At 63.0% G+C, this 19,487-nt stretch carries 18 protein-coding genes; 16 read left to right on the forward strand and 2 right to left on the reverse strand.

Going from position 1 to position 19,487, the window contains the following annotated elements; all coding sequences use genetic code 11:
- Positions 1-29: 29 nt before the first annotated feature.
- Positions 30-383, forward strand: a complete 354-nt coding sequence (locus IEY62_RS08270) for an Rv2175c family DNA-binding protein (RefSeq protein ID WP_189015889.1) — start codon at positions 30-32, stop codon at positions 381-383.
- Between the two features lie 141 nt (positions 384-524).
- Here the strand turns inward: IEY62_RS08270 and IEY62_RS08275 are convergent, their stop codons facing one another.
- Entirely contained in the window at positions 525-1,619 is a 1,095-nt protein-coding gene (locus IEY62_RS08275) for a polyprenyl synthetase family protein (protein WP_189015891.1), read from the reverse strand.
- Complete coding sequence (locus IEY62_RS21855; RefSeq protein WP_308424483.1) at positions 1,616-1,906, reverse strand: hypothetical protein; 291 nt, start codon at positions 1,904-1,906, stop codon at positions 1,616-1,618. Before IEY62_RS21855 ends, IEY62_RS08275 begins: the two co-directional genes overlap by 4 nt.
- Between IEY62_RS21855 and IEY62_RS21860 the strand changes: the two genes are divergently transcribed.
- The 15 genes from IEY62_RS21860 to IEY62_RS08350 all read left to right on the forward strand — a co-directional run bounded on the left by IEY62_RS21860 (position 1,905) and on the right by IEY62_RS08350 (position 19,442).
- Positions 1,905-2,183: a hypothetical protein gene (locus IEY62_RS21860; RefSeq protein WP_308424484.1), complete on the forward strand. Its 279-nt coding sequence runs from the start codon at positions 1,905-1,907 to the stop codon at positions 2,181-2,183. The genes IEY62_RS21855 and IEY62_RS21860 overlap by 2 nt on opposite strands.
- 92 nt (positions 2,184-2,275) lie before the next feature.
- On the forward strand, positions 2,276-3,538 hold the full coding sequence (dinB, locus tag IEY62_RS08285; protein WP_189015908.1) for a DNA polymerase IV: 1,263 nt from the start codon (positions 2,276-2,278) through the stop codon (positions 3,536-3,538).
- A 238-nt stretch (positions 3,539-3,776) separates the two neighbouring features.
- Complete coding sequence (locus IEY62_RS08290; RefSeq protein ID WP_189015911.1) at positions 3,777-4,145, forward strand: DUF3040 domain-containing protein; 369 nt, start codon at positions 3,777-3,779, stop codon at positions 4,143-4,145.
- Between the two features lie 470 nt (positions 4,146-4,615).
- A complete protein-coding gene (gene mraZ, locus IEY62_RS08295) occupies positions 4,616-5,047 on the forward strand; it encodes a division/cell wall cluster transcriptional repressor MraZ (RefSeq protein ID WP_189015914.1) in 432 nt (143 codons plus the stop codon).
- A gap of 133 nt (positions 5,048-5,180) precedes the next feature.
- Complete coding sequence (gene rsmH / locus IEY62_RS08300) at positions 5,181-6,209, forward strand: 16S rRNA (cytosine(1402)-N(4))-methyltransferase RsmH (protein WP_189015917.1); 1,029 nt, start codon at positions 5,181-5,183, stop codon at positions 6,207-6,209.
- Positions 6,206-6,877 (forward strand): hypothetical protein, encoded by a 672-nt coding sequence (locus tag IEY62_RS08305; protein ID WP_189015920.1) that lies wholly within the window; start codon positions 6,206-6,208, stop codon positions 6,875-6,877. The genes rsmH and IEY62_RS08305 overlap by 4 nt, the downstream gene beginning before the upstream one ends.
- Before the next feature lie 55 nt (positions 6,878-6,932).
- Positions 6,933-8,729 (forward strand): peptidoglycan D,D-transpeptidase FtsI family protein, encoded by a 1,797-nt coding sequence (locus IEY62_RS08310; RefSeq protein WP_189015923.1) that lies wholly within the window; start codon positions 6,933-6,935, stop codon positions 8,727-8,729.
- Between the two features lie 102 nt (positions 8,730-8,831).
- Entirely contained in the window at positions 8,832-10,493 is a 1,662-nt protein-coding gene (locus IEY62_RS08315; RefSeq protein ID WP_189015926.1) for a UDP-N-acetylmuramoyl-L-alanyl-D-glutamate--2,6-diaminopimelate ligase, read from the forward strand.
- A 6-nt stretch (positions 10,494-10,499) separates the two neighbouring features.
- Positions 10,500-11,990, forward strand: coding sequence for a UDP-N-acetylmuramoyl-tripeptide--D-alanyl-D-alanine ligase (locus tag IEY62_RS08320; RefSeq protein WP_189015929.1), 1,491 nt, complete (start codon positions 10,500-10,502; stop codon positions 11,988-11,990).
- Entirely contained in the window at positions 11,987-13,096 is a 1,110-nt protein-coding gene (gene mraY, locus IEY62_RS08325) for a phospho-N-acetylmuramoyl-pentapeptide-transferase (RefSeq protein WP_018779291.1), read from the forward strand. The genes IEY62_RS08320 and mraY overlap by 4 nt, the downstream gene beginning before the upstream one ends.
- The gene (gene murD, locus IEY62_RS08330; protein ID WP_189015932.1) at positions 13,078-14,667 is read left to right on the forward strand and encodes a UDP-N-acetylmuramoyl-L-alanine--D-glutamate ligase; all 1,590 of its coding nucleotides are present in this window, start codon (positions 13,078-13,080) and stop codon (positions 14,665-14,667) included. Before mraY ends, murD begins: the two co-directional genes overlap by 19 nt.
- A 2-nt stretch (positions 14,668-14,669) precedes the next feature.
- Positions 14,670-15,971: a putative lipid II flippase FtsW gene (gene ftsW, locus IEY62_RS08335; RefSeq protein ID WP_189015935.1), complete on the forward strand. Its 1,302-nt coding sequence runs from the start codon at positions 14,670-14,672 to the stop codon at positions 15,969-15,971.
- Positions 15,972-15,977: 6 nt separating this feature from the next.
- Positions 15,978-17,093, forward strand: a complete 1,116-nt coding sequence (murG, locus tag IEY62_RS08340) for an undecaprenyldiphospho-muramoylpentapeptide beta-N-acetylglucosaminyltransferase (RefSeq protein WP_189015939.1) — start codon at positions 15,978-15,980, stop codon at positions 17,091-17,093.
- Positions 17,090-18,460 carry a UDP-N-acetylmuramate--L-alanine ligase gene (gene murC / locus IEY62_RS08345; protein WP_189015942.1) on the forward strand — a complete coding sequence of 457 codons (1,371 nt, stop codon included), beginning with the start codon at positions 17,090-17,092 and terminating at the stop codon, positions 18,458-18,460. The genes murG and murC overlap by 4 nt, the downstream gene beginning before the upstream one ends.
- Positions 18,453-19,442, forward strand: a complete 990-nt coding sequence (locus IEY62_RS08350; protein WP_189015945.1) for an FtsQ-type POTRA domain-containing protein — start codon at positions 18,453-18,455, stop codon at positions 19,440-19,442. Before murC ends, IEY62_RS08350 begins: the two co-directional genes overlap by 8 nt.
- Positions 19,443-19,487: the final 45 nt, after the last annotated feature.

The raw sequence follows: 19,487 nt of genomic DNA on the forward strand, positions 1-19,487 counted from the left end.
CGGGCAGGGCGGCATGGCAACCTTGATCCGTGAGTAATGTAGAAAGCCTTGTTTCCGAGTGGTTGCCGCTTCCGGACGTTGCCGGGTTGCTGGAAGTTTCCATCACCAAAGTCCACGGACTTTTGGATGAGCGTGCGCTCGTCGCCATCAGGCGGGGAGAACGGAATATCCGCTCAATCCCGGCCTTGTTTATCCAGGATGGACATGTTGTGGACAGCTTGAAGGGGACCATCGCGGTCCTTAGCGACGCCGGCTACAACGACGAAGAGCTGATCACCTGGCTGTTCACTTCGGATGAATCGCTGCGTGGCCGTCCCATTGACGCCCTGCGTGAGGGGCGCAAAACGGAGATCAGGCGCCGCGCCCAGTCTCTGGCCTGGTAATTGCGCCGGTTTAGTTCCTAACGCGGCAACTGCTTGGAGCGACGACGACGGCGGTCCCCAACCGCCGTCGTCGTCTCATGTCTGCTTGTCGTGTCATGTCTGCTTTGCCCGGCTCCGCGCAGCCAGGGCCGTTTCGCGGGGTCAGGCTGCGCGGCTGACGGCCGCTTCGGCCAATTGCCCCAAAGCCTGCAGCGCAAGCCCATCCAGCGGCAAGCGTTCCAACGCCTCGAATGCGTCAGTACTAAGCTGTGCGATCAGCGACTCCGTTGCGTCCAAAGCCCCGCAATCGACCATGAGGTGGCGGATCCTGGCAACGTCCTCCCCGGCGAGTCCGGGATTGCCCAGCATGCGGTCCAGGTAAGCGGCTTCGGCCGCTGAAGCCTGATTAAGGGCGAAGCCGACAAGCACGGTGCGCTTGCCCTCCCGCAGGTCATCGCCCGCTGGCTTTCCTGTGGTTGCAGGGTCCCCAAAAACCCCAAGAACGTCGTCACGCATCTGGAAGGCTTCGCCGAGTGGGAGCGAAAACCCGGAGTACCCGGCCAGCAGTTCTGCGGACGCGCCGGCCAGGGCGCCGCCCAAAGCCAGTGGATGTTCCATGGAGTACTTGGCCGACTTGTAGCGGATGATGGAGCGTGCGCGGTCCACCGACCCCGCCCGGTCGCGCACGGGTCCGGCTACCTCTTCAAGGATGTCAAGGTATTGACCGGCCATCACCTCTGCCCTCATCACGTTGAACATACGGCGGGCAGGGCTTCCTGAAGCGGCGCGGGTTCCAATGTCACTGAAAGCCTCTTCACTGAAGGAGAGGCAGAGATCGCCGGTCAAGATGGCGGCAGCATCGCCAAAGTGCTCGCTGTCCAGGGCCCAGCCATTCGTTTCATGGAGTTGGCTGAACCGTTTGTGCACGCTTGGGCCGCCGCGCCGGGTATCGGACCGGTCGATGATGTCGTCGTGGATCAGTGCCGCGGCCTGGAAGAGTTCCAGCGCGCATCCGGCAGTGACGATGTCCGGGTCTTCGGCGGGACCGCCTGCGCCGCGCCAGCCCCAGTAGCACATCAAAGCCCTCAGCCGCTTGCCGCCGGTTACCAATGATGAAATGGCGCCGATCAGTGGGTCCACGTCCGGTGAAACCGTAGCCATGACGCCACGTTGTTCCGACAGGAAACTGCTGAGGCTGCCGGCGACGCCTTCGATGAATCGGGCTTGCTCGGACGCCACGGGGGAGGTGAACGTCACTTGACGGACCCGGCCGCCACATTGGCTCCGATGGTGAAGGTGGAGACACCTTCTTTTTGCATGATCGAGACGTTCACGGTTTCACCATCACCGCGGATAAAGTCCAGGGAAGTGACGTTGCCAACGGCTTCGGGTCCGGGAACAAGCTTGAAACCCTGGGCCTCCAGTGAGGACTTGTAGTAGTCCACCACGCCCTGCGGAGGCGCTTTGATGGTCCCCACCAGCGCCACAGTGGCCAGGGAAGCGTTCTTGTCGAAGCTGCTGGACCGCACCGAGGTCTTGGGCATGACCGGAATGAGCTTCTCCGGGAATCCGGGAACAAGCGCATTGACCGTGGCCGTGGCGTTGGCGTCGGGTGCGCTGGACTCGGTGAAGCCCGTGGTGTCGGGAGAGGGGGTGCTGCTGGCCGGGGACGCGGTCCCCGCGGGTGACGGCGCCGACGAAGCTGACGAAGATGAAGCAGCGCCGGTGGGCGACGGGCCCGCCGAGCCGCTGGGGGACGGCGTGCATGCGGAGGCCGCCACTGCGACACTGACTGCGAGCAGGGCAAACCCTCGCGATTGAGGAGTTCCAAAGAGCTTCACAGGGTATCCTTCCTGGGGCTGAGCCGGACTTTGCCTCCAGTTTAGTCAGTGCCCGGGCATAGTATTGCCGTTGTGAGGCAGGAAGCACCCGGCGGCGAGTCAAGCGCCGGACACAGACCGGCCCGCAGTGCTGAAGAGGCGCTGCGGGAATTGAGGCGAACCAGCATCCTGCACGTGGACATGGACGCGTTCTTTGTCTCCGTGGAACTCCGCACCCGTCCCGAACTGCGGGGCAAGCCTGTGATCGTGGGATTCCCCGCGGACCGCTCCGTGGTCCTTTCTGCTTCCTACGAAGCCCGGGCCACAGGGGTCAAGTCCGCCATGCCGATGTCCATTGCGATGAGGCGCTGTCCATCGGCCGTGGTCATCAATCCCCGCCACACTTTGTACTACGAGGTTTCGGCGCAGCTGATGGAAATCTTCGGGTCCATCACGGACCTGGTGGAGCCTCTGAGCGTGGACGAAGCTTTCCTGGATGTTCGTGGGGCCATCCGCCGGCTGGGGGCACCTTTGGATATTGGCCACCTCATCAGGCGAAAGGTCCAATCAGAACTTGGCATCACGGCTTCGGTGGGGATTGCCGGCACCAAGTTCGTTGCCAAGATCGCCTCTACCCGGTGCAAGCCTGACGGCATCCTGCAGATCGACGCCGAAGACACTCTTTCCTACCTTCACAGCCTTCCTGTCAGCGCCCTCTGGGGTGTGGGTGGCAAGACAGGGGAGGTCCTGGCGCGAATGGGCATCCGAACGGTCGCTGATGTGGCTGCCACGCCCTTGTCCTCCCTGAAAAAGGTTCTTGGCGCAAGCGGGGAACATGTGCACAGGCTCTCCATGGGCGTTGATCCGCGGCCGGTGACGCCCACCAGGATTGAAAAAAGCATTGGTGCCGAAGAGACCTTCTCCGTGGACACGGCAGATGATGGGTTGCTGCACAGGGAGTTGTTGAGGTTGTCCCATCGGACAGCCAGCCGGCTCCGGAGTTCCGGAATGCTTGCGCGGACCGTCGCCTTGAAGATTCGGTACGCCGATTTCTCCACCGTGTCCCGAAGCCGCACGGTGCACACGCCAGTAGACAGTGCCCAACTGATCTACCAGGTGGCCGTGCAACTCCTCGAGTCCCTGGGCCCGCGTTCCATGAGCGTCAGGTTGGTGGGAGTCCGGGCAGAGCAGTTGGAACCGGCCGGTCAGACATCGATGCAGTTGAGCCTGGACCGCCGGGATGACAACTGGCGGGCTGCCGAGCAAGCCCTGGACAGGGTTTCCCAGCGCTTTGGTTCCAAAACCCTGCTTCCGGCCCGGCTCCTGGAGCCCGGTAAACCTGCTTCGGATGCCTGAACGCTGTGACCTTGGTCCCGCGCGGCCCAAGCGTCTTTCAGAACGGCCCCGGACAAACTATCCTATTTATTACAGAGATTTAGATCGTCTGGACAAACTGTTTCCTGAACAGTCGGCCCTGAGGTATCCGCTGAACCAAGAGGGTATTTCGGGAACGAAATTCTTGGTCCGATCGTTTGGGTAAACAGACGCACAGGACGCGTTGTGTCCAGACGCTGGCTGACTAAAGGAGGTCGCGATGCCCCTCTCGGAGCACGAACAGAAGCTGCTTGAGCAACTTGAAAAGCAACTTCATGAGGACGATCCGAAGTTTGCCAACACCATGGGTTCGGATCCCATCCGCAGCTGGTCGACCAGGCACGTCATCATCGGCGTCCTTGGGGCAATCGCCGGCATCCTTCTCCTGCTTGTCGGCGTATCGCTGCAGGCGATTCCTGTGGGTGTCCTCGGCTTCATCGTCATGGGTGCTGGCGTGTACTTCGCGACGTTGCGTGGAGCGGCCTTCGGAAAGTCCAGTAAGGGAAAGCCCGCCAGGACCAAGCCCAAGAGTACTTTCATGAGCAGCCTTGAAGAGCGCTGGGATGAACGGCGCCGCGACGACCACTGAGGACCGGGGTGCCGGTGCTTCCGGCAACAGAGCCAATGTTGAGTCAGTTGTGCCCCTTGGCCCGCTGATGGTGTAAGTCTTACGGAGTTTTGACGGACTTCCGGAGTTTGGACAAGGACCCGCTATGCGGGTCCTTTCGCATTTAAAGAGTGGCTGCACCCTGCCCCTCCATTTCCCACCACCCACTCCACTTTCCTCCCACCCCAAGCAGCTTTGAGGTCCCCAGCCCCTTCCAGGCTCTTCCCAGCTTCCCGGTGTGCGAGCCCCAGGTCGAAAACTGCTCCCTTACCTCCACTTCTCTCCACCCCCCTGAAATCCGCGGCAATCCGGCCCGGAGGAATCTCAAAGTGGTGGAGAAACACCCTCGTGTGCGTTGACTGTGGTGCGTTGTGGAGTAAAGTGGAGCACATAAGAGGGTAGTGGCAGTGTTGGGTATGTGCGGGCACCTTGACTGAGGGGCGGTGGGGCCAGTGTTTCTGGGCACTCACTCGCCGCGTCTCGATGAAAAGGGCCGGATCATACTTCCCGCCAAGTTTCGGGAGGAACTTGCAGAGGGATTGGTCCTCACCAGGGGCCAGGAACGCTGCATCTACGTCTTCAGCCAGAAGGAATTCGAACGTATCCACGAGTCGATGCGGGAGGCGCCATTGTCTTCCAAGCAGGCCCGTGACTACATCCGGGTCTTTCTGTCCGGAGCCTCGGACGAAGTACCCGACAAGCAGGGGCGCGTGACCATTCCGCCAGCGCTCCGTGCCTACGCAGGCTTGGGAAGGGAACTGGCAGTGATTGGTGCCGGTACCCGGGCTGAGATCTGGGATGCCGACGCTTGGAATGAGTACCTCAACGAGAAGGAAGCAGTCTTCTCGGAAACGGACGACGACAATCTGCCCGGGTTCATCTAACCGGTCGGTGGAAGCAGTACCGCTTCTTGAATGGGATCTCCAGCCGCCCATCGGACAGTCTTCCTGGCTCAACTTCCCCTGAGCCAGGCCGGCCGACGATAGGCGCGGATGGGGATCCGATTCAAGAATCACCATGCACGTAACTGAGGAAAGAGGAGGCAGCGTGGAAGAGCAGGACGCGGCAAAGCCCACATCGGAGCGCCACGTGCCCGTCCTGAAAGACCGCTGCATCAACCTGCTCGCTCCCGGCTTTGAGGCCGCCAGGAGCCGGGGTGAGACCCCCGTCGCCATCGACGCGACCCTTGGCATGGGCGGCCACTCCGAAGCGATGCTGCAGCGTTTTCCCGACCTTCACCTTGTTGGCATTGACCGGGACGAAGAGGCGCTTTCCCTGGCCGGCGCCCGGCTGGAACCCTTTTCGCAACGCACTGACCTGGTGCATGCCGTGTATGACGAGATCGAGGACGTGCTGGCTGACCTTGGCATCCCGGAGGTCCACGGCATCCTGATGGACCTCGGCGTTTCTTCGTTGCAGTTGGACGAACGCGAGCGTGGTTTCGCCTACTCCTATGACGCTCCGCTGGACATGCGTATGGACACGAGCCGCGGGCAGACCGCCGCCGACGTCGTGAACACCTACAGCGAAGAAGACCTTGTCCGCATCATCCGCAAATGGGGCGAGGAGAAGTTCGCCGGACGGATTGCCAACAGGATCGTGAACGCAAGGGCAGAGAAACCCTTTGCCACCACGGGCGAGCTCGTGGAGCAGATCCGCAGCGTGGTTCCTGCCGCAGCGGCCAAGAGCGGCGGACACCCTGCCAAGCGGACGTTCCAGGCTTTGCGCATCGAGGTCAACGAGGAACTCGATGTGTTGGAACGCGCAGTCCCGGCCGCAGTGGGCGCCACGGCGTTGGGTGGCCGCGTGGTGGTGATGTCCTACCACTCCCTGGAGGACAAGATCGTGAAGTCCGTGTTCCAAAAGGGCTCCAAGTCCTCGGCGCCGCTGGGCTTCCCCGTGGAACTTGAAGAACACAAACCTGAATTGAAGACCATCACCAAAGGCACGGAAGTGCCCACTGCCGCAGAAATCGCCGAGAACCCGCGCGCGGCTTCTGCACGGCTGAGGGCCGTCGAACGCATCAAACCGAGGAGAGACGCATGAGCAACGCCGCAGCGAGGACTTTGCCCTCCGTGGTGGGCAACACTGCCCGCGCGCTTCCAGTACCGGCAGGGAAGCCGGATGTCGCCCGCCGGCCCCGCACGCCGCTCTCAGTGGTACGCAGTGCTCCCGGCCGGCGCAGGACTCCTTTCGTGGTGCTGTGCTTCGTGGCCATGGCAGCGGCGCTCCTGACCGTCCTGGTGCTGAACATCTCCGTATCCACCGCGCAGTACCAGTTGGTGCAGCTCAAGGCGCAGGCGGCCACCCTTAACAAGGAAAACCAGGACCTGACACAGAAGAAGCAGAACTTCGAAGCTCCACAGAATCTTGCCGCCAAGGCTACAGAATTGGGAATGGTACCTTCCACGGTCAAAGGCCAGATCGACCTGAACACCATGACGGTGACCGGGAAGGCAACTCCCGCAGTCAAGGGCGAGAACCCCGGGGCTGTTCTCGCTCCTCCGGCCGTCGGGGGAGTGCTGGATGTTGTTCCCTCGGTGACCACCAAGGATCCGTTGGAGAACCTCAAGCCGGTTACCCCCGCGGCGCCGGAAGCGTCGGCAACGCAGGCAACTCCGCCGGCAGCCCCGGCTTCCCCGGCAGCGACACCGCCGGTGGATCTTCATGGCGGGTCGGTCCCGGCCCCCCAGCAGAAGACTCCCGGACAGTAGTCCATCCGTCCACTGAACAAGTCCACTGAATCAAGGCCAGCAGCAAGGAATCAACGTGGCTCAGAACCCCGGCACATCGAATAAAACGAAGACGCCGGCGGCACGAAGGCGGCTGCGCGTCGGGCTCGGCATCATGCTGACCCTGCTGCTGGTCGTCGGGGGTAAGTTGTTCATGGTCCAAGGCCTGGACATGGGCGGCATGGCTGAGGCTGCCCTCGCCAAGCGCCTTACTCCCCAGGTCCTCCCTGCCGAGCGTGGCCAGATACTGGACGCGAACGGCACTGTCCTGGCCAGCAGTGTCATCCGGTACAACATCGTGGTCGACCAGACAGTGAACACGAACACTGAGACTTTCCACCGCTACAACGAAAAAACGGAAAAGCTCGACGAAATCACCCGTGACCAGGGCATTGCCGACCTTGCCGCCTTGCTCGGGACCGACGTCGCCAAGGTCCGTGAGTCCTTGACAGGGGACAAGCGGTACTTCGTGGTAGCCAAGGACATCAAGCCCGAGCTGGAGGACCGGATCACCAAGCTGTACATCCCGGGCCTCAAGGCTGAAGGCATCAGCAAGCGCGTCTACCCGAATGGCAGCGTGGCCGGCGGGGTAGTGGGTTTCCTTAAGGACGGGACCACCGGCCAGGCAGGCATTGAACAAACCCAGGACGAGATCCTGCGCGGCACTGAGGGCAAGCGCGTCTTCGAGATCGGTGCCGACGGCCTGCGGATCCCCGTGGCTACTGACGAACTGACGCCCGCCGTCGACGGCAGCGACGTCAAGCTGACCATCAACACCGACATCCAGTACTTCGCTCAACAGGCCATCCAGAGCCAGGTCAACAAGATGAACGCCGAGTGGGGTTCCATCGTGGTGATCGATACGAAGACCGGTAACCTGATCGCCCTGGCCGACACCAATGCCCCGGATCCGAACGATCCCGGCAAAGTCGATGCCAAGGACCGTGGCGTGCGTTCTGTGACTGCCGCCTACGAGCCCGGCTCCGTCCAGAAAATGATCACCGCTGCGGCGGCCATCGAGGAAGGCAAGTCCTTTCCGCTGGACCACTTCACCATTCCACCGTCGTACACGATTGATGGACAGACCTTCACGGACGCTTTCGAGCATGGCACCGAAGAGCGCACTCTGGCGGGCATCCTGGGCTGGTCCATGAACACCGGCACAGTGATGGTCGGAAGCCGCCTGAGCAAAGAGCAGCGGTATGACTACCTGAAGAAATTCGGAATCGGGGAGCAGACGGACATCGGGCTGCCCGCCGAAGCAACAGGCATCCTAGCCACACCCGACCAATGGGATGAGCGCCAGCAGTACACGGTGCTCTTCGGCCAAGGTGTGTCGCAGTCGACGCTGCAGACCGTCAGGGCATTCCAGAGCATCGCCAACAACGGCGTGATGCTCCAACCCCGGCTGATTGACGGTTACATAGGTCCCGACGGCCAGGAGCAGAAAGCCCCTGCCAAGGACTCCCGCCAAGTGGTCTCCAAGGAAACCGCCCAGCAAGTCAGGGACATCCTGGAGAGCGCCGTGACCGAGGGACAGATCAAGGACGCCGCCATCGACGGCTACCGCGTTGGAGCCAAGACGGGTACCTCCCAGGCCCCGCGCGAAGACGGACTGCCGGGATTCGATGGCTACACGGCCTCCATGGTCGGCATGGCCCCCATGGATGACCCCCGGTTCATCGTGGAAGTGGTCTTGCAGCGGCCCAAGGGAAACATCTATGGAGTCACCAACGGACCGGTGTTCCGATCGGTGATGTCACAGGTGCTGAGGACCTACAACGTGGCCCCATCCACCGGAACTCCCGCACGGCTGCCCCAGTTCGTCAAGTAAGCTTCTTGGGCGTCTGTTTCGGCCATCATTCGATCCACCACTAACGGCCCGGGCGCCGCTGGCCCCCGGCCGGTCGTTCCACGAGCACCAACGGAGAACTACGTGTCAGAGCACAAAGAGGCAGCTTCCAATACCGCGACGCCGGAGGCCGGCCGGTCAGGTTTCCGTCCGGCATCCGTTGCTGCGGTGCCCCTGGCCACCATTGCCGGAGCGCTGGGAGTAACGGCCCCTGACGGCAGCCACGACCTTGGCGTCACAGGCATTACGCTCAATTCCCGCGCCGTTGAACCAGGCGACCTCTATATGGCCCTGCCGGGCGCTACGCGCCATGGTGCGGATTTCGTTCCCCAAGCCGTGGATGCCGGTGCTGTCGCCGTGATTACAGACGACGCCGGTGCACGCCAGCTTGCGCTGGCAGCCGAGCAGCCGGTCCCTGTCCTTGTCATCGAGGAGCCGCGGGCCGCCGTCGGGCCTTTGGCCGCGCTGATTTATCGCAGCCAACCGGAGGATGCGGCCTTCCCGTCGCTGTTCGGTGTCACCGGTACCAACGGCAAGACCACCACCACCTACTTCATCAACTCGCTGTTGCGCGCCCTGGGCAAGCGGCCGGGACTGATCGGGACCATCGAGATTGTGGCCGGGGGAGAGCCCATTCCGAGCCTCCTGACCACGCCGGAGTCCCCGGATGTCCACGCGCTGCTCGCATTGATGCGCGAACGGGGCCTGGACGCTGCGTCCATGGAGGTCTCGTCGCACGCGATCTCCTACCGACGGGTGGACTCGGTCATGTTCGACGTAGCCGGATTCACCAACCTCACCCAGGACCATCTGGACCTCCACGGCAGTATGGAGGAGTACTTCAACACCAAAGCCGAACTTTTCAGCGCGGCACGTGCACGCCGGTCCGTGGTCACGGTCGACGACGAATGGGGCCGCAAGCTTGCCGGTCTGGCGGACATCCCGGTCACCACGCTTTCGGCGGCCTCCGGCGGCGCGGCCGATGCTTCCGGAGGCGCCTCGGACGCTGACTGGCGTGTGGCGTCCGTCAATCCGCGCGGGTTGGGATCGGAATTCGAATTGCGGCACTCGGACGGTCGGACCCTGCGCGTCCACACAGGGCTGCCGGGTGACTTCAATGTGGCGAACGCGGCGTTGGCCACCGTCATGGTCCTGGTCTCCGGGGTGGATGAAACCGAACTCCAGAACGCCCTGGATGCGCACGATCCTTTTACGGTTGCAGTTCCCGGGCGTATGCAGCTCGTCTCAACCGAACCCGCTTCAGTTGTTGATTTTGCCCACAATCCCGATGCCCTGGCCCGGGCGCTTATGGCGGTCCGGTCTCCTGAAGAAGGATCGAGGGTTATCGTGGTCTTCGGGGCAACAGGACAACGTGACCAAGGCAAAAGGCCCACCATGGGAGCCATCGCGGCCCGTCTGGCCGACGTCGTGATCATCAGCGATGACGACCCCCACGACGAGGACGCCGCGGCAATCCGCGCCGATGTGCTGGAGGGTGCCTACGCGGCGCGTGAAGAAGAGAACCTGGCCAGCGAGATCATCGAGTCCTATCCGAGGGATGCTGCCATCCGCCTCGCCGTTGACCTGGCCACGGCGAAGGACACCATCCTCATCGCAGGACGCGGCCACGAGGTGTGGCAGGAAGTAAATGGCGTTAACCTCGCCCTGGATGACAGGGTCGAGTTGAGGGCTGCCTTGACATCCAAGGGATTCAGCGTTTCATCGGACCAGCGGATAGAGTCCTAAACCGAGATGATTGCACTTACTGCGGCGGAGATCGCCGACATCACCCATGGCCGTTTGACCGGAGATCCGGGCACCGTGCCCTCCTCTGTGGTTACTGACTCACGGGAGGCGACGCCTGGCTCGTTGTATGTGGCCAAACCCGGCGAGCACGCCGACGGCCACAACTTCGTCGACGCAGCGTTTGAGCGTGGCGCCGTTCTGGTCCTCGCCGAACGCGAAGTGACCGATGCGGACGGCAACCCGTATCCCGCCGTCGTGGTGGATGACGCTGTCCTGGCCATGGGCGCCCTGGCGGCTGAAGCGGTCCGACGCATCCGGGCCCACCGTGAACAGCGCGGCGAGCAGTTCACCGTTGTTGGGATTACCGGCTCAGCCGGGAAGACCACCACCAAGGACCTCCTTGCCGGCGTGTTGTCCACGGCAGGCGCCACTGTGGCGCCGCAGGGCTCATACAACGGCGAGGTGGGTGTTCCGCTCACGGTATTTGCCGCTGACACCGATACCCGTTTCCTTGTCATCGAGATGGGTGCCACCGGCCTGGGCCACATCAAATACCTCGCAGAGATGGTCAAACCGGATATCGGCGTAGTGCTGGTGGTGGGGACCGCCCACGCCGGCGAATTCGGCGGTGTGGAGAATATCGCCAAAACCAAGGGCGAGCTTGTCGAAGCCCTCAGTGAGAACGGCACCGCGGTCATCAACCTGGACGACGGCCGCGTAGCTGCCATGCGCGCGCGCACCAAGGCCAAAGTCCTGGGGTTCACCGCCTCGCCCGCCACCACCGAAGAGGTGGAAGCCCGCAACGTCGTGGTCAATGCCCAAGGCCACCCGGACTTTGACCTCATACTTCCCGACGGCGGCCCTTCAGTCCAGGTGCGGAGCCGCCTGATAGGTGGCCACCACGTGACCAATCTGCTGGCAGCTGCGTCAGCCGCGTTCGCCGCCGGTATTCCAGCCGCTGACATTGCGTCATCGCTCAGCTCCCAGTCGGCGGCCAGCCGTTGGCGCATGGAGCGCACGGAACGTGAAGACGGCGTGACCATCATCAACGACGCTTACAACGCGAACCCGGAATCGATGCGCGCGGCGCTGAGGACCCTTGCGGACCTCGGCCAAGGCAGGAGGACCTGGGCTGTCCTGGGTGCCATGCTGGAGCTCGGCGAAGACTCCATCCGGGAGCACACGGCAGTTGGTACGCAGGTTGTCCGACTGAACATCTCCAGGCTGGTCGTGGTGGGGCGCGAAGCCCGCGCTCTCTATGTGTCGGCCATCCAGGAAGGCTCCTGGGGAGATGAGTGTTCCTTCACTGAAACCGTGGAGGAAGCCTACGAACTCCTGCAGAACGAACTCAGACCAGGTGACCTCGTCTTGTTCAAGTCCTCCAACGGAGTGGGGCTGAGGCATTTGGGTGATCGGATAGCATTACCTCCACGGGCCGAGCCCACCGGAGAAAGCGCGGCTGAAGCTGCCGCAAGCGAAGGGAACGAGCAGCTGTGATTGCACTCTTGATCGGCGCCGGCGTCGCCCTTCTGGTGGCCTTGATAGGCACGCCCCTGTTCATCAGGTTCCTGGTAGCCAAGAGCTATGGGCAATTCATCCGCGATGACGGCCCCACCTCGCACCACACTAAGCGCGGCACCCCCACCATGGGTGGAACCGTTGTGGTGGCGGCTGTGCTCATCAGCTATTTCGTGACGCACCTGATCATGTGGATGATGAACCCGCGGTCCGCCGGCCCCTCGGCATCAGGGCTTCTTTTGCTTTTCCTCATGGTCGGTATGGGCTTTGTGGGATTCCTTGATGACTACATCAAGATCTCGAACAAACGCAGCCTTGGCCTCAATGCCCGGGCCAAGCTCATCCTCCAGGCGGCGGTAGGCATCATCTTTGCCGTGCTGGTTCTGCAGTTCCCCAATGAGGACGGGCTGCGTCCGGCCTCGACGCAGATCTCGCTGGTACGGGACATTCCCTGGCTGGATCTCGCCTTTGGGGGGACAGTGCTCGGTGCGATCCTGTTCATCGTCTGGTCCAACCTGATCATCACGGCGGCCACCAACGGCGTGAACTTGACCGACGGCCTGGATGGGCTGGCCGCCGGCGCATCCATCATGGTCTTCGGCGCCTACACCATCATGGGAATCTGGCAGAACAACCAGGCGTGCGGTTCTCCCAAGGAAGCGGGCAGCGGTTGCTACCAGGTCCGCGACCCCATGGACCTTGCCCTGCTCGCAGCGATCCTCAGCGCCGCCTTGGTCGGGTTCCTGTGGTGGAATACATCACCGGCCAAGATCTTCATGGGTGACACCGGCTCATTGGCCATTGGTGGAGCCGTGGCGGCCTTTGCCATCCTCTCCCGCACCGAGCTGCTGCTGGCCTTCATCGGCGGCCTGTTCGTTCTCATCACGCTCTCGGTCATTATTCAAGTGGGCTTCTTCAAGCTCTCAGGCGGTAAACGGGTCTTCAAGATGGCGCCGCTCCAGCACCACTTTGAATTGAAGGGCTGGGCCGAAGTCACCGTGGTGGTCCGCTTCTGGATCCTCGCCGGGCTGTTCGTGGCCGCAGGCCTGGGAATCTTCTACGCTGAATGGGTGGTGCTGCTGTGAACGAAACCCCTGGGACCATGTCCCCTTCATCCGATCGGCTCAAGGAACTGACCAGCTGGGATGCCAACTGGAGGGGACTGCGGGTAGTGGTGACGGGCATCGGCCTTTCAGGCTTTTCCGCTGCCGACACCCTGATCGAACTCGGAGCCAAGGTTGTGGTGGTGGACGCTGCAACCACTGACAAAGCCAAAGCCCAGGCGGACACTTTGAAAATCGTGGGTGCCGTGGATGTCCTGCTGGGGGAGGACGCTGTCAGTGCCCTCCCCATGATCGAGGGCGGCCTGCCCGACCTCGTGGTGACCTCCCCCGGGTGGCGCCCGGACCAAGCCCTGCTGGCAGCGGCCAAGCGCAAGCACATCGCCGTGTGGGGCGACGTCGAACTTGCATGGCGTCTCCGGGTCCGTGAAGGACGCAAGACCACCGACTGGCTGACCATTACCGGCACCAATGGCAAAACCACCACGGTGGGGATGACGGAGTCCATGTTGCAGGCTGCCGGGCTGAAGGCCATCGCGGTGGGCAACGTGGGAACCCCGATCCTGGATGCCTTGCGGGACCCGGTGGACTATGACGTCTTTGCTGTGGAACTGTCCAGCTTCCAGCTGCACTGGAGCCAGTCGCTCTCGCCCGTGGCAAGTGTGTGCCTCAATGTCGCCGAGGACCACGTGGACTGGCACGGTTCCTACGCGTCCTACCTCGCGGACAAGGCGAAGGTGTACGGGAACACCCAAAAGGCCGCGGTCTACAACGCCGAACAAATCGAAACTGAGCGCATGGTTGAGAATGCGGACGTCGTGGAGGGTTGCCGGGCCATCGGGTTTACCACCAACACGCCTGCCATCAGCATGCTCGGCGTAGTGGACGGCCTACTGGTGGACCGCGCCTTCATCGCCGAGCGCAAGGATTCGGCAGCGGAACTCGCTGCCATGACCGACCTCGGCCCGGTGGCCCCGCGCCACATGGTGGCCAACGCACTGGCCGCTGCGGCACTGGTCCGCGCCTACGGCGTGGAACCTGCGGCTGTGAAGCAGGGCCTGGTGAACTACCTGCCCGGCGCGCATCGTATCCAACTGGTGGCCAAGCACAGCGACATCCTGTGGATCAACGACTCGAAGGCGACCAATCCGCACGCTGCCTCGGCGGCGCTCTCGGCCTTCCAGAACGTGGTTTGGATTGCCGGTGGCCTGTCCAAGGGCGTCAACTACGACGAGCTGGTCAAGGAACATGCACGACGACTCAAAGCCGTAGTACTCATCGGAACCGACACTGCTGCCCTGGAAGCCTCCCTCCAGCGACACGCGCCCGATGTCCCGGTGATAGCCCAACCAAAGGGTGACACTGAGAGTGTGCAGACCGCAGCCGGTAACGCCGCTTCGCCAATTTTCGGCGAGACCATCATGGCCCAGGCCGTGGCGTCCGCGGCCGGAGTGGCAACCTCAGGCGATACCGTCCTGATGGCACCGGCGGCTGCATCCATGGATCAGTTCTCTTCCTACGCTCACCGTGGCGACGCATTCGTCCAGGCAGTTCGCGAGCTTGTGGAAGGGCAGGCACAGACCACCGAGGAGTAACAATGGTCAGCACGCCCACCCGCACCCGCGGCAAAGAGCCGCAGGACGGGAAGAACAAGGCCACGCCCCCGGCCGGCAGGCAGCCCAAAGGGCTACGCCGGCACTGGCGCAGCTTCTGGGAGAGCCTGGAAGGCAAAAGCAAGGCGCCCAACAGCTCCACTTACTACCTCATTCTGGGTTGTGCCCTGGCGTTGACAGCCATTGGCATCATGATGGTGTTGTCCGCTTCCAGTGTCGAAGCCATCTCGGAAGGAAAGTCCCCCTACGCTGATGCGTTGAAGCAGGCCGTGTTCGGCGTCGTCGGACTTGTTGCCATGTACGTCATTTCACGGACCAACGTGAACTGGATGAAGAAATTGTCCTGGTGGGCACTTGGCGCCGTTGTGGTGCTTCTTGCCTTGGTCCAGGTCATGGGCAACAGCGTCAACGGCAACAAGAACTGGATCGACCTCGGAGGTGTCACGCTCCAGCCTTCGGAGATGTCCAAGCTGGTCCTTTGCGTCTGGATTGCTGCAGTGCTGGCCCGGAAACAGAAGCTCCTTAACCGTTGGATGCACGTGATCATCCCCGTGGTGCCGGGTGCCGGACTGGTCATCGGTTTGGTGATGCTCGGCAACGACCTCGGAACCGTCATTGTCATTGCGGCCATCGCCGCCGCGGGCCTCTACTTTGCAGGTGTTCCGGGACGCATGCTGGGCATCGCCGGTGCCGTTGGCGTCGTCGGGGCCGTCCTGGCAACCGTCAGCAGCGCCAACCGGATCTGCCGCATCACGTCCTGGCTTGGTACGGCCTCAGCCTCGTGCACCGAGCAATTCGACTTTGATTTCCAGTCAACCAACGGCATGTACGGCCTGGCCCAGGGAAGCTGGACCGGCCTGGGCCTTGGCCAAAGCCGGCAGAAGTACAACTGGCTTCCGGAAGCCCACAACGACTTCATTTTCGCCATCATCGGCGAGGAACTCGGCCTCGTGGGAACCATTGTGGTCCTGGTGCTTTTCGCCATTCTCGGCATTGCGATTTTCCGGGTAGTGGTTCGCCAGACCGACCCCTTCCAACGGACCCTCGCCGGCGGGATCATGGTGTGGCTCCTGGGCCAGGCAAGCATGAACATGGCGGTGGTAACACAGTTGCTTCCGGTGGTGGGAGTGCCCCTGCCGTTCATCTCATATGGTGGCTCGGCGCTGATCATGTCCTTGTGCGGCGTGGGCGTAGTGTTGTCCTTGGCCCGCGGCCAGCTGCCACCCCAGCAACGTCCACGATTCCTGCCGCGCCGCACACCCAAACCCGCACGAAAGCGTACCTAGTACTTCATGACTTCAGATTCCCACGCCTCCAAGCCTTTGTCGGTCGTCCTCGCAGGCGGCGGAACTGCCGGGCATATCAGCCCCCTGCTCGCCATCGCCGACGCCATCAAGGAGAAGCGTCCGGAGGCGTCCATCCTGACTGTTGGCACGCCGTCGGGAATGGAAACCAGGCTCATCCCGGCGGCCGGTTACGAACTGGCTACCATCGACCGTGTTCCGTTTCCCCGGCGGCCTTCCGTCGATCTGCTCAGGCTTCCGGGCCGCCTGGGTGGTGCAATCAGGCAAGCCCGGCGGATCCTGGAAGATTCCCGGGCCGACGTCCTGGTAGGGGTAGGCGGCTACGTTTGCACCCCCATGTACCTTGCAGCACGGAAGCTCGGCATCCCGATCGTGGTCCATGAGGCCAACATGAAGGCGGGGCTGGCCAACCGGGTCGGTGCCCGGTTCAGCAACCACGTCGCCGTTGCCTTCGCAGGGACCCGGCTGAGGGGGGCCCGCCACGTGGGCATGCCCATGCGGCGTGCCATCTCCACGCTCGACCGGAGCGCATCAGCTCCGGCGGCAAAGGCCATGCTTGGCCTCGATCCCGAGCGTCCGGCCCTGATCGTGACCGGAGGCTCATCAGGCGCGCTCAGCATCAACCGCGCCATCGCCGCGGCTTTGCCGGCATTCGCCGCGGCCGGCGTCCAGACCCTCCACATCACAGGTGTCGGCAAAGCCGTCAAGAACGACGACGGCGGTCTCCTCGCCGGTGACGGCTACCGACAGGTTGAGTATGTGCACGGCATGGAGAACGCCTACGCTGCTGCTGACGTCCTGCTCGCCCGCGCGGGGGCCGGAACGGTCAGCGAAGTCGCAGCAGTTGGCGTCCCGGCGGTCTTCGTGCCTTTGCCGATCGGAAACGGCGAGCAGGCCCTGAACGCGGCTCCCTTGGTTGAGGCCGGCGGTGCATTGCTGGTCGCGGACCAGGACCTTGACCCGCAGTGGCTGGAACGCGAGCTTGTTCCCCTGCTCTTGGACCGCGACCGACTGAACGACATGGCCCGGAAATCCGAGGCCCTTGGTATTAGAAACGCCGATCAGCGCATGGCTGATCTCGTCCTGGAAGCGGTATCCGCATGACCACCAGCATCGCACCCCTCGAGACTCTCGGACGGGTCCACTTCATCGGTATCGGCGGCGTCGGCATGTCCGCCGTTGCACGCATCATGGTTGCCCGTGGAGTTCCCGTCAGCGGCAGCGACGCCAAAGATCTGCCAGTCATGCAGGATCTGGCTGCTGCCGGTGCGCGCATCGCCGTCGGCTATGACGCGGCAAACCTGGGTGACGCCCAGACCGTGGTGGCCGGTTCAGCCATCCGGGCCGACAACCCGGAGCTTGTGGCGGCACGCAGCGGCGGCCTGGCTGTCCTGCACCGTTCTGAAGGCCTGGCATCCACCATGGCAGGACACCGGGTGGTCACGGTTGCCGGTACGCATGGGAAATCCACCACGACATCCATGGTGGCAGTGCTGCTCAAGGAAGCAGGACTGGACCCGTCCTTCGCCATTGGCGCGAACGTTCCCGCGCTTGGTGTTAATGCAGCACACGGCACCTCGGACATTTTCGTGGCCGAAGCCGACGAGTCCGATGGTTCGTTCCTGAACTATCAGCCGCTCATCTCCGTGGTGACAAACGTTGAAGCGGACCATCTGGACCACTACGGGACACCGGAAGCTGTCTTTGCCTCCTTTGATGCGTTCGCAGCGTTGCTGCCGGCCGACGGCGTCTTGCTGGCGTGCGCCGACGACCCCGGGGCGCTGGCACTTGCCCAACGCACCGCGGCCAAGGAAAGCACCCGGGTACTGACTTACGGAACATCACCCGAGGCGGACATCAGGCTTCATGATGGCGGTCCCGGCGAGGTGTCGGTGGGTGTCGGCAATGACGTTCACCGCCTTGATCTCAAGGTGCCCGGACGCCACAACGCGCTGAACGCAGCGGCTGCGTTCGCCGTCGCCCTTGAACTCGGGGTTGCTCCAGCTGCTGCCGCGGCAGCATTGGGCCACTTCACCGGGGCCTCGCGACGTTTCGAACTGAAAGGACAGGGGAGGGGTGTGCGGGTGTACGACGACTACGCACACCACCCTACGGAGGTCCGGGCTGCCCTGTCGGCTGCCCGTTCAGTAGCCGCAGGGCACAAAGTCCACGTTCTTTTCCAGCCGCACCTCTTCTCGCGGACCCGGGAATTCGCCGGGGAGTTTGCCTCGGCGCTGGGGGCGGCGGACACGGCGCTGGTCCTGGATATCTATCCCGCACGCGAGGACCCCATTCCCGGCGTGACCAGTTCCCTGATCTCCGACCGGTTGTCGAATGGGCGCCTGGTGACCGGTGCCGAGGCTGTTGACGCCATGGCGGCGGTTGCCGAGGAGGGCGACGTCGTTATCACCGTCGGTGCCGGAGATGTCACAGCCTATGGGCCCGCCATTGTGGAGGCGTTGGGTGGCTAGCACCCGTAAGCCCACGTTCAAGCCGGCTGCCCGAAGCCCGGAAGCAGCGGCCGGCCGGCCATCCAGGACCGGCGGCCAGGACTCCGGCGGCCAGGACTCCGGTGGCGTCATCAGCGCCCAGCGGGATCTTGAACCTGATGTGACATCGACTGGTAAAGCTGCCGGGAGGGCCTCCTCCAAGGCCGCGGGGCACAGTGACCACAAGGCCGCCGGTAAGCCCGCTGGGAAGCCCGGCAGCACGTCCGGCGGATCCTCGGCGGACAACATCATTGCTTTTCCCGAACCCAAGCGCAGGCGCCAACGCCGCATCATATGGTGGACAGTTTCCGTGGTGACCGCATTTATTGCCGTGCTGATTGGCGGGGCCGTCTTCTCACCCGTCCTGGCAGTACGGACCATCACCGTTGACGGCACCACGCTGCTGACGCCTGACGCCGTCCAGAAGGCGTTGTCCGGCCTCGAAGGCAAGCCTTTGCCACAGGTCACCGAGGGGGACGTCAACGAGCTCCTCAAACCCTTGGTCCAGGTACGTTCGGCAACCATGGAGGCCCGGCCGCCATCGGGGTTGTTGGTGCACATTAACGAGCGCGTTCCCGTTGCCTTGTTGAAGCAGGGCGACGCCTACATCATGGTTGACGTTGACGGTGTCCAGTTGGGCGCAACGCAGGATCCCTCGGCCGTGGCGCTGCCGCTGATCGATGCCGGTGCCGGATCAACCAACACAGAGTTGTTCAAGGCGATCGCCGCGGTTCTGGATACCTTGCCTGCGGATGTCCGGGCCAGGATGTCCACGGCGTCTGCCGCCTCGGTTGACGCCGTGGAACTCAAACTCGTGGACGGAAAGACGGTAGTGTGGGGCAATGCCGAGGACAGGGAGCTGAAAGCGAAGGCACTCGAGGCTTTGCTCAAGATGCCGGCCGATCCCAAGGTTCCCGTCAGCGTCTATGACGTCAGTGTTCCCCGGCATCCATTCACCAAATAGGCAGCTTTGACGATGTAGCTCCGCTGCGGGCGGTAGCCTTAATTC

It is taken from the genome of Paenarthrobacter histidinolovorans (genome assembly GCF_014647595.1).
Classification (GTDB): Bacteria; Actinomycetota; Actinomycetes; order Actinomycetales; family Micrococcaceae; genus Arthrobacter; species Arthrobacter histidinolovorans.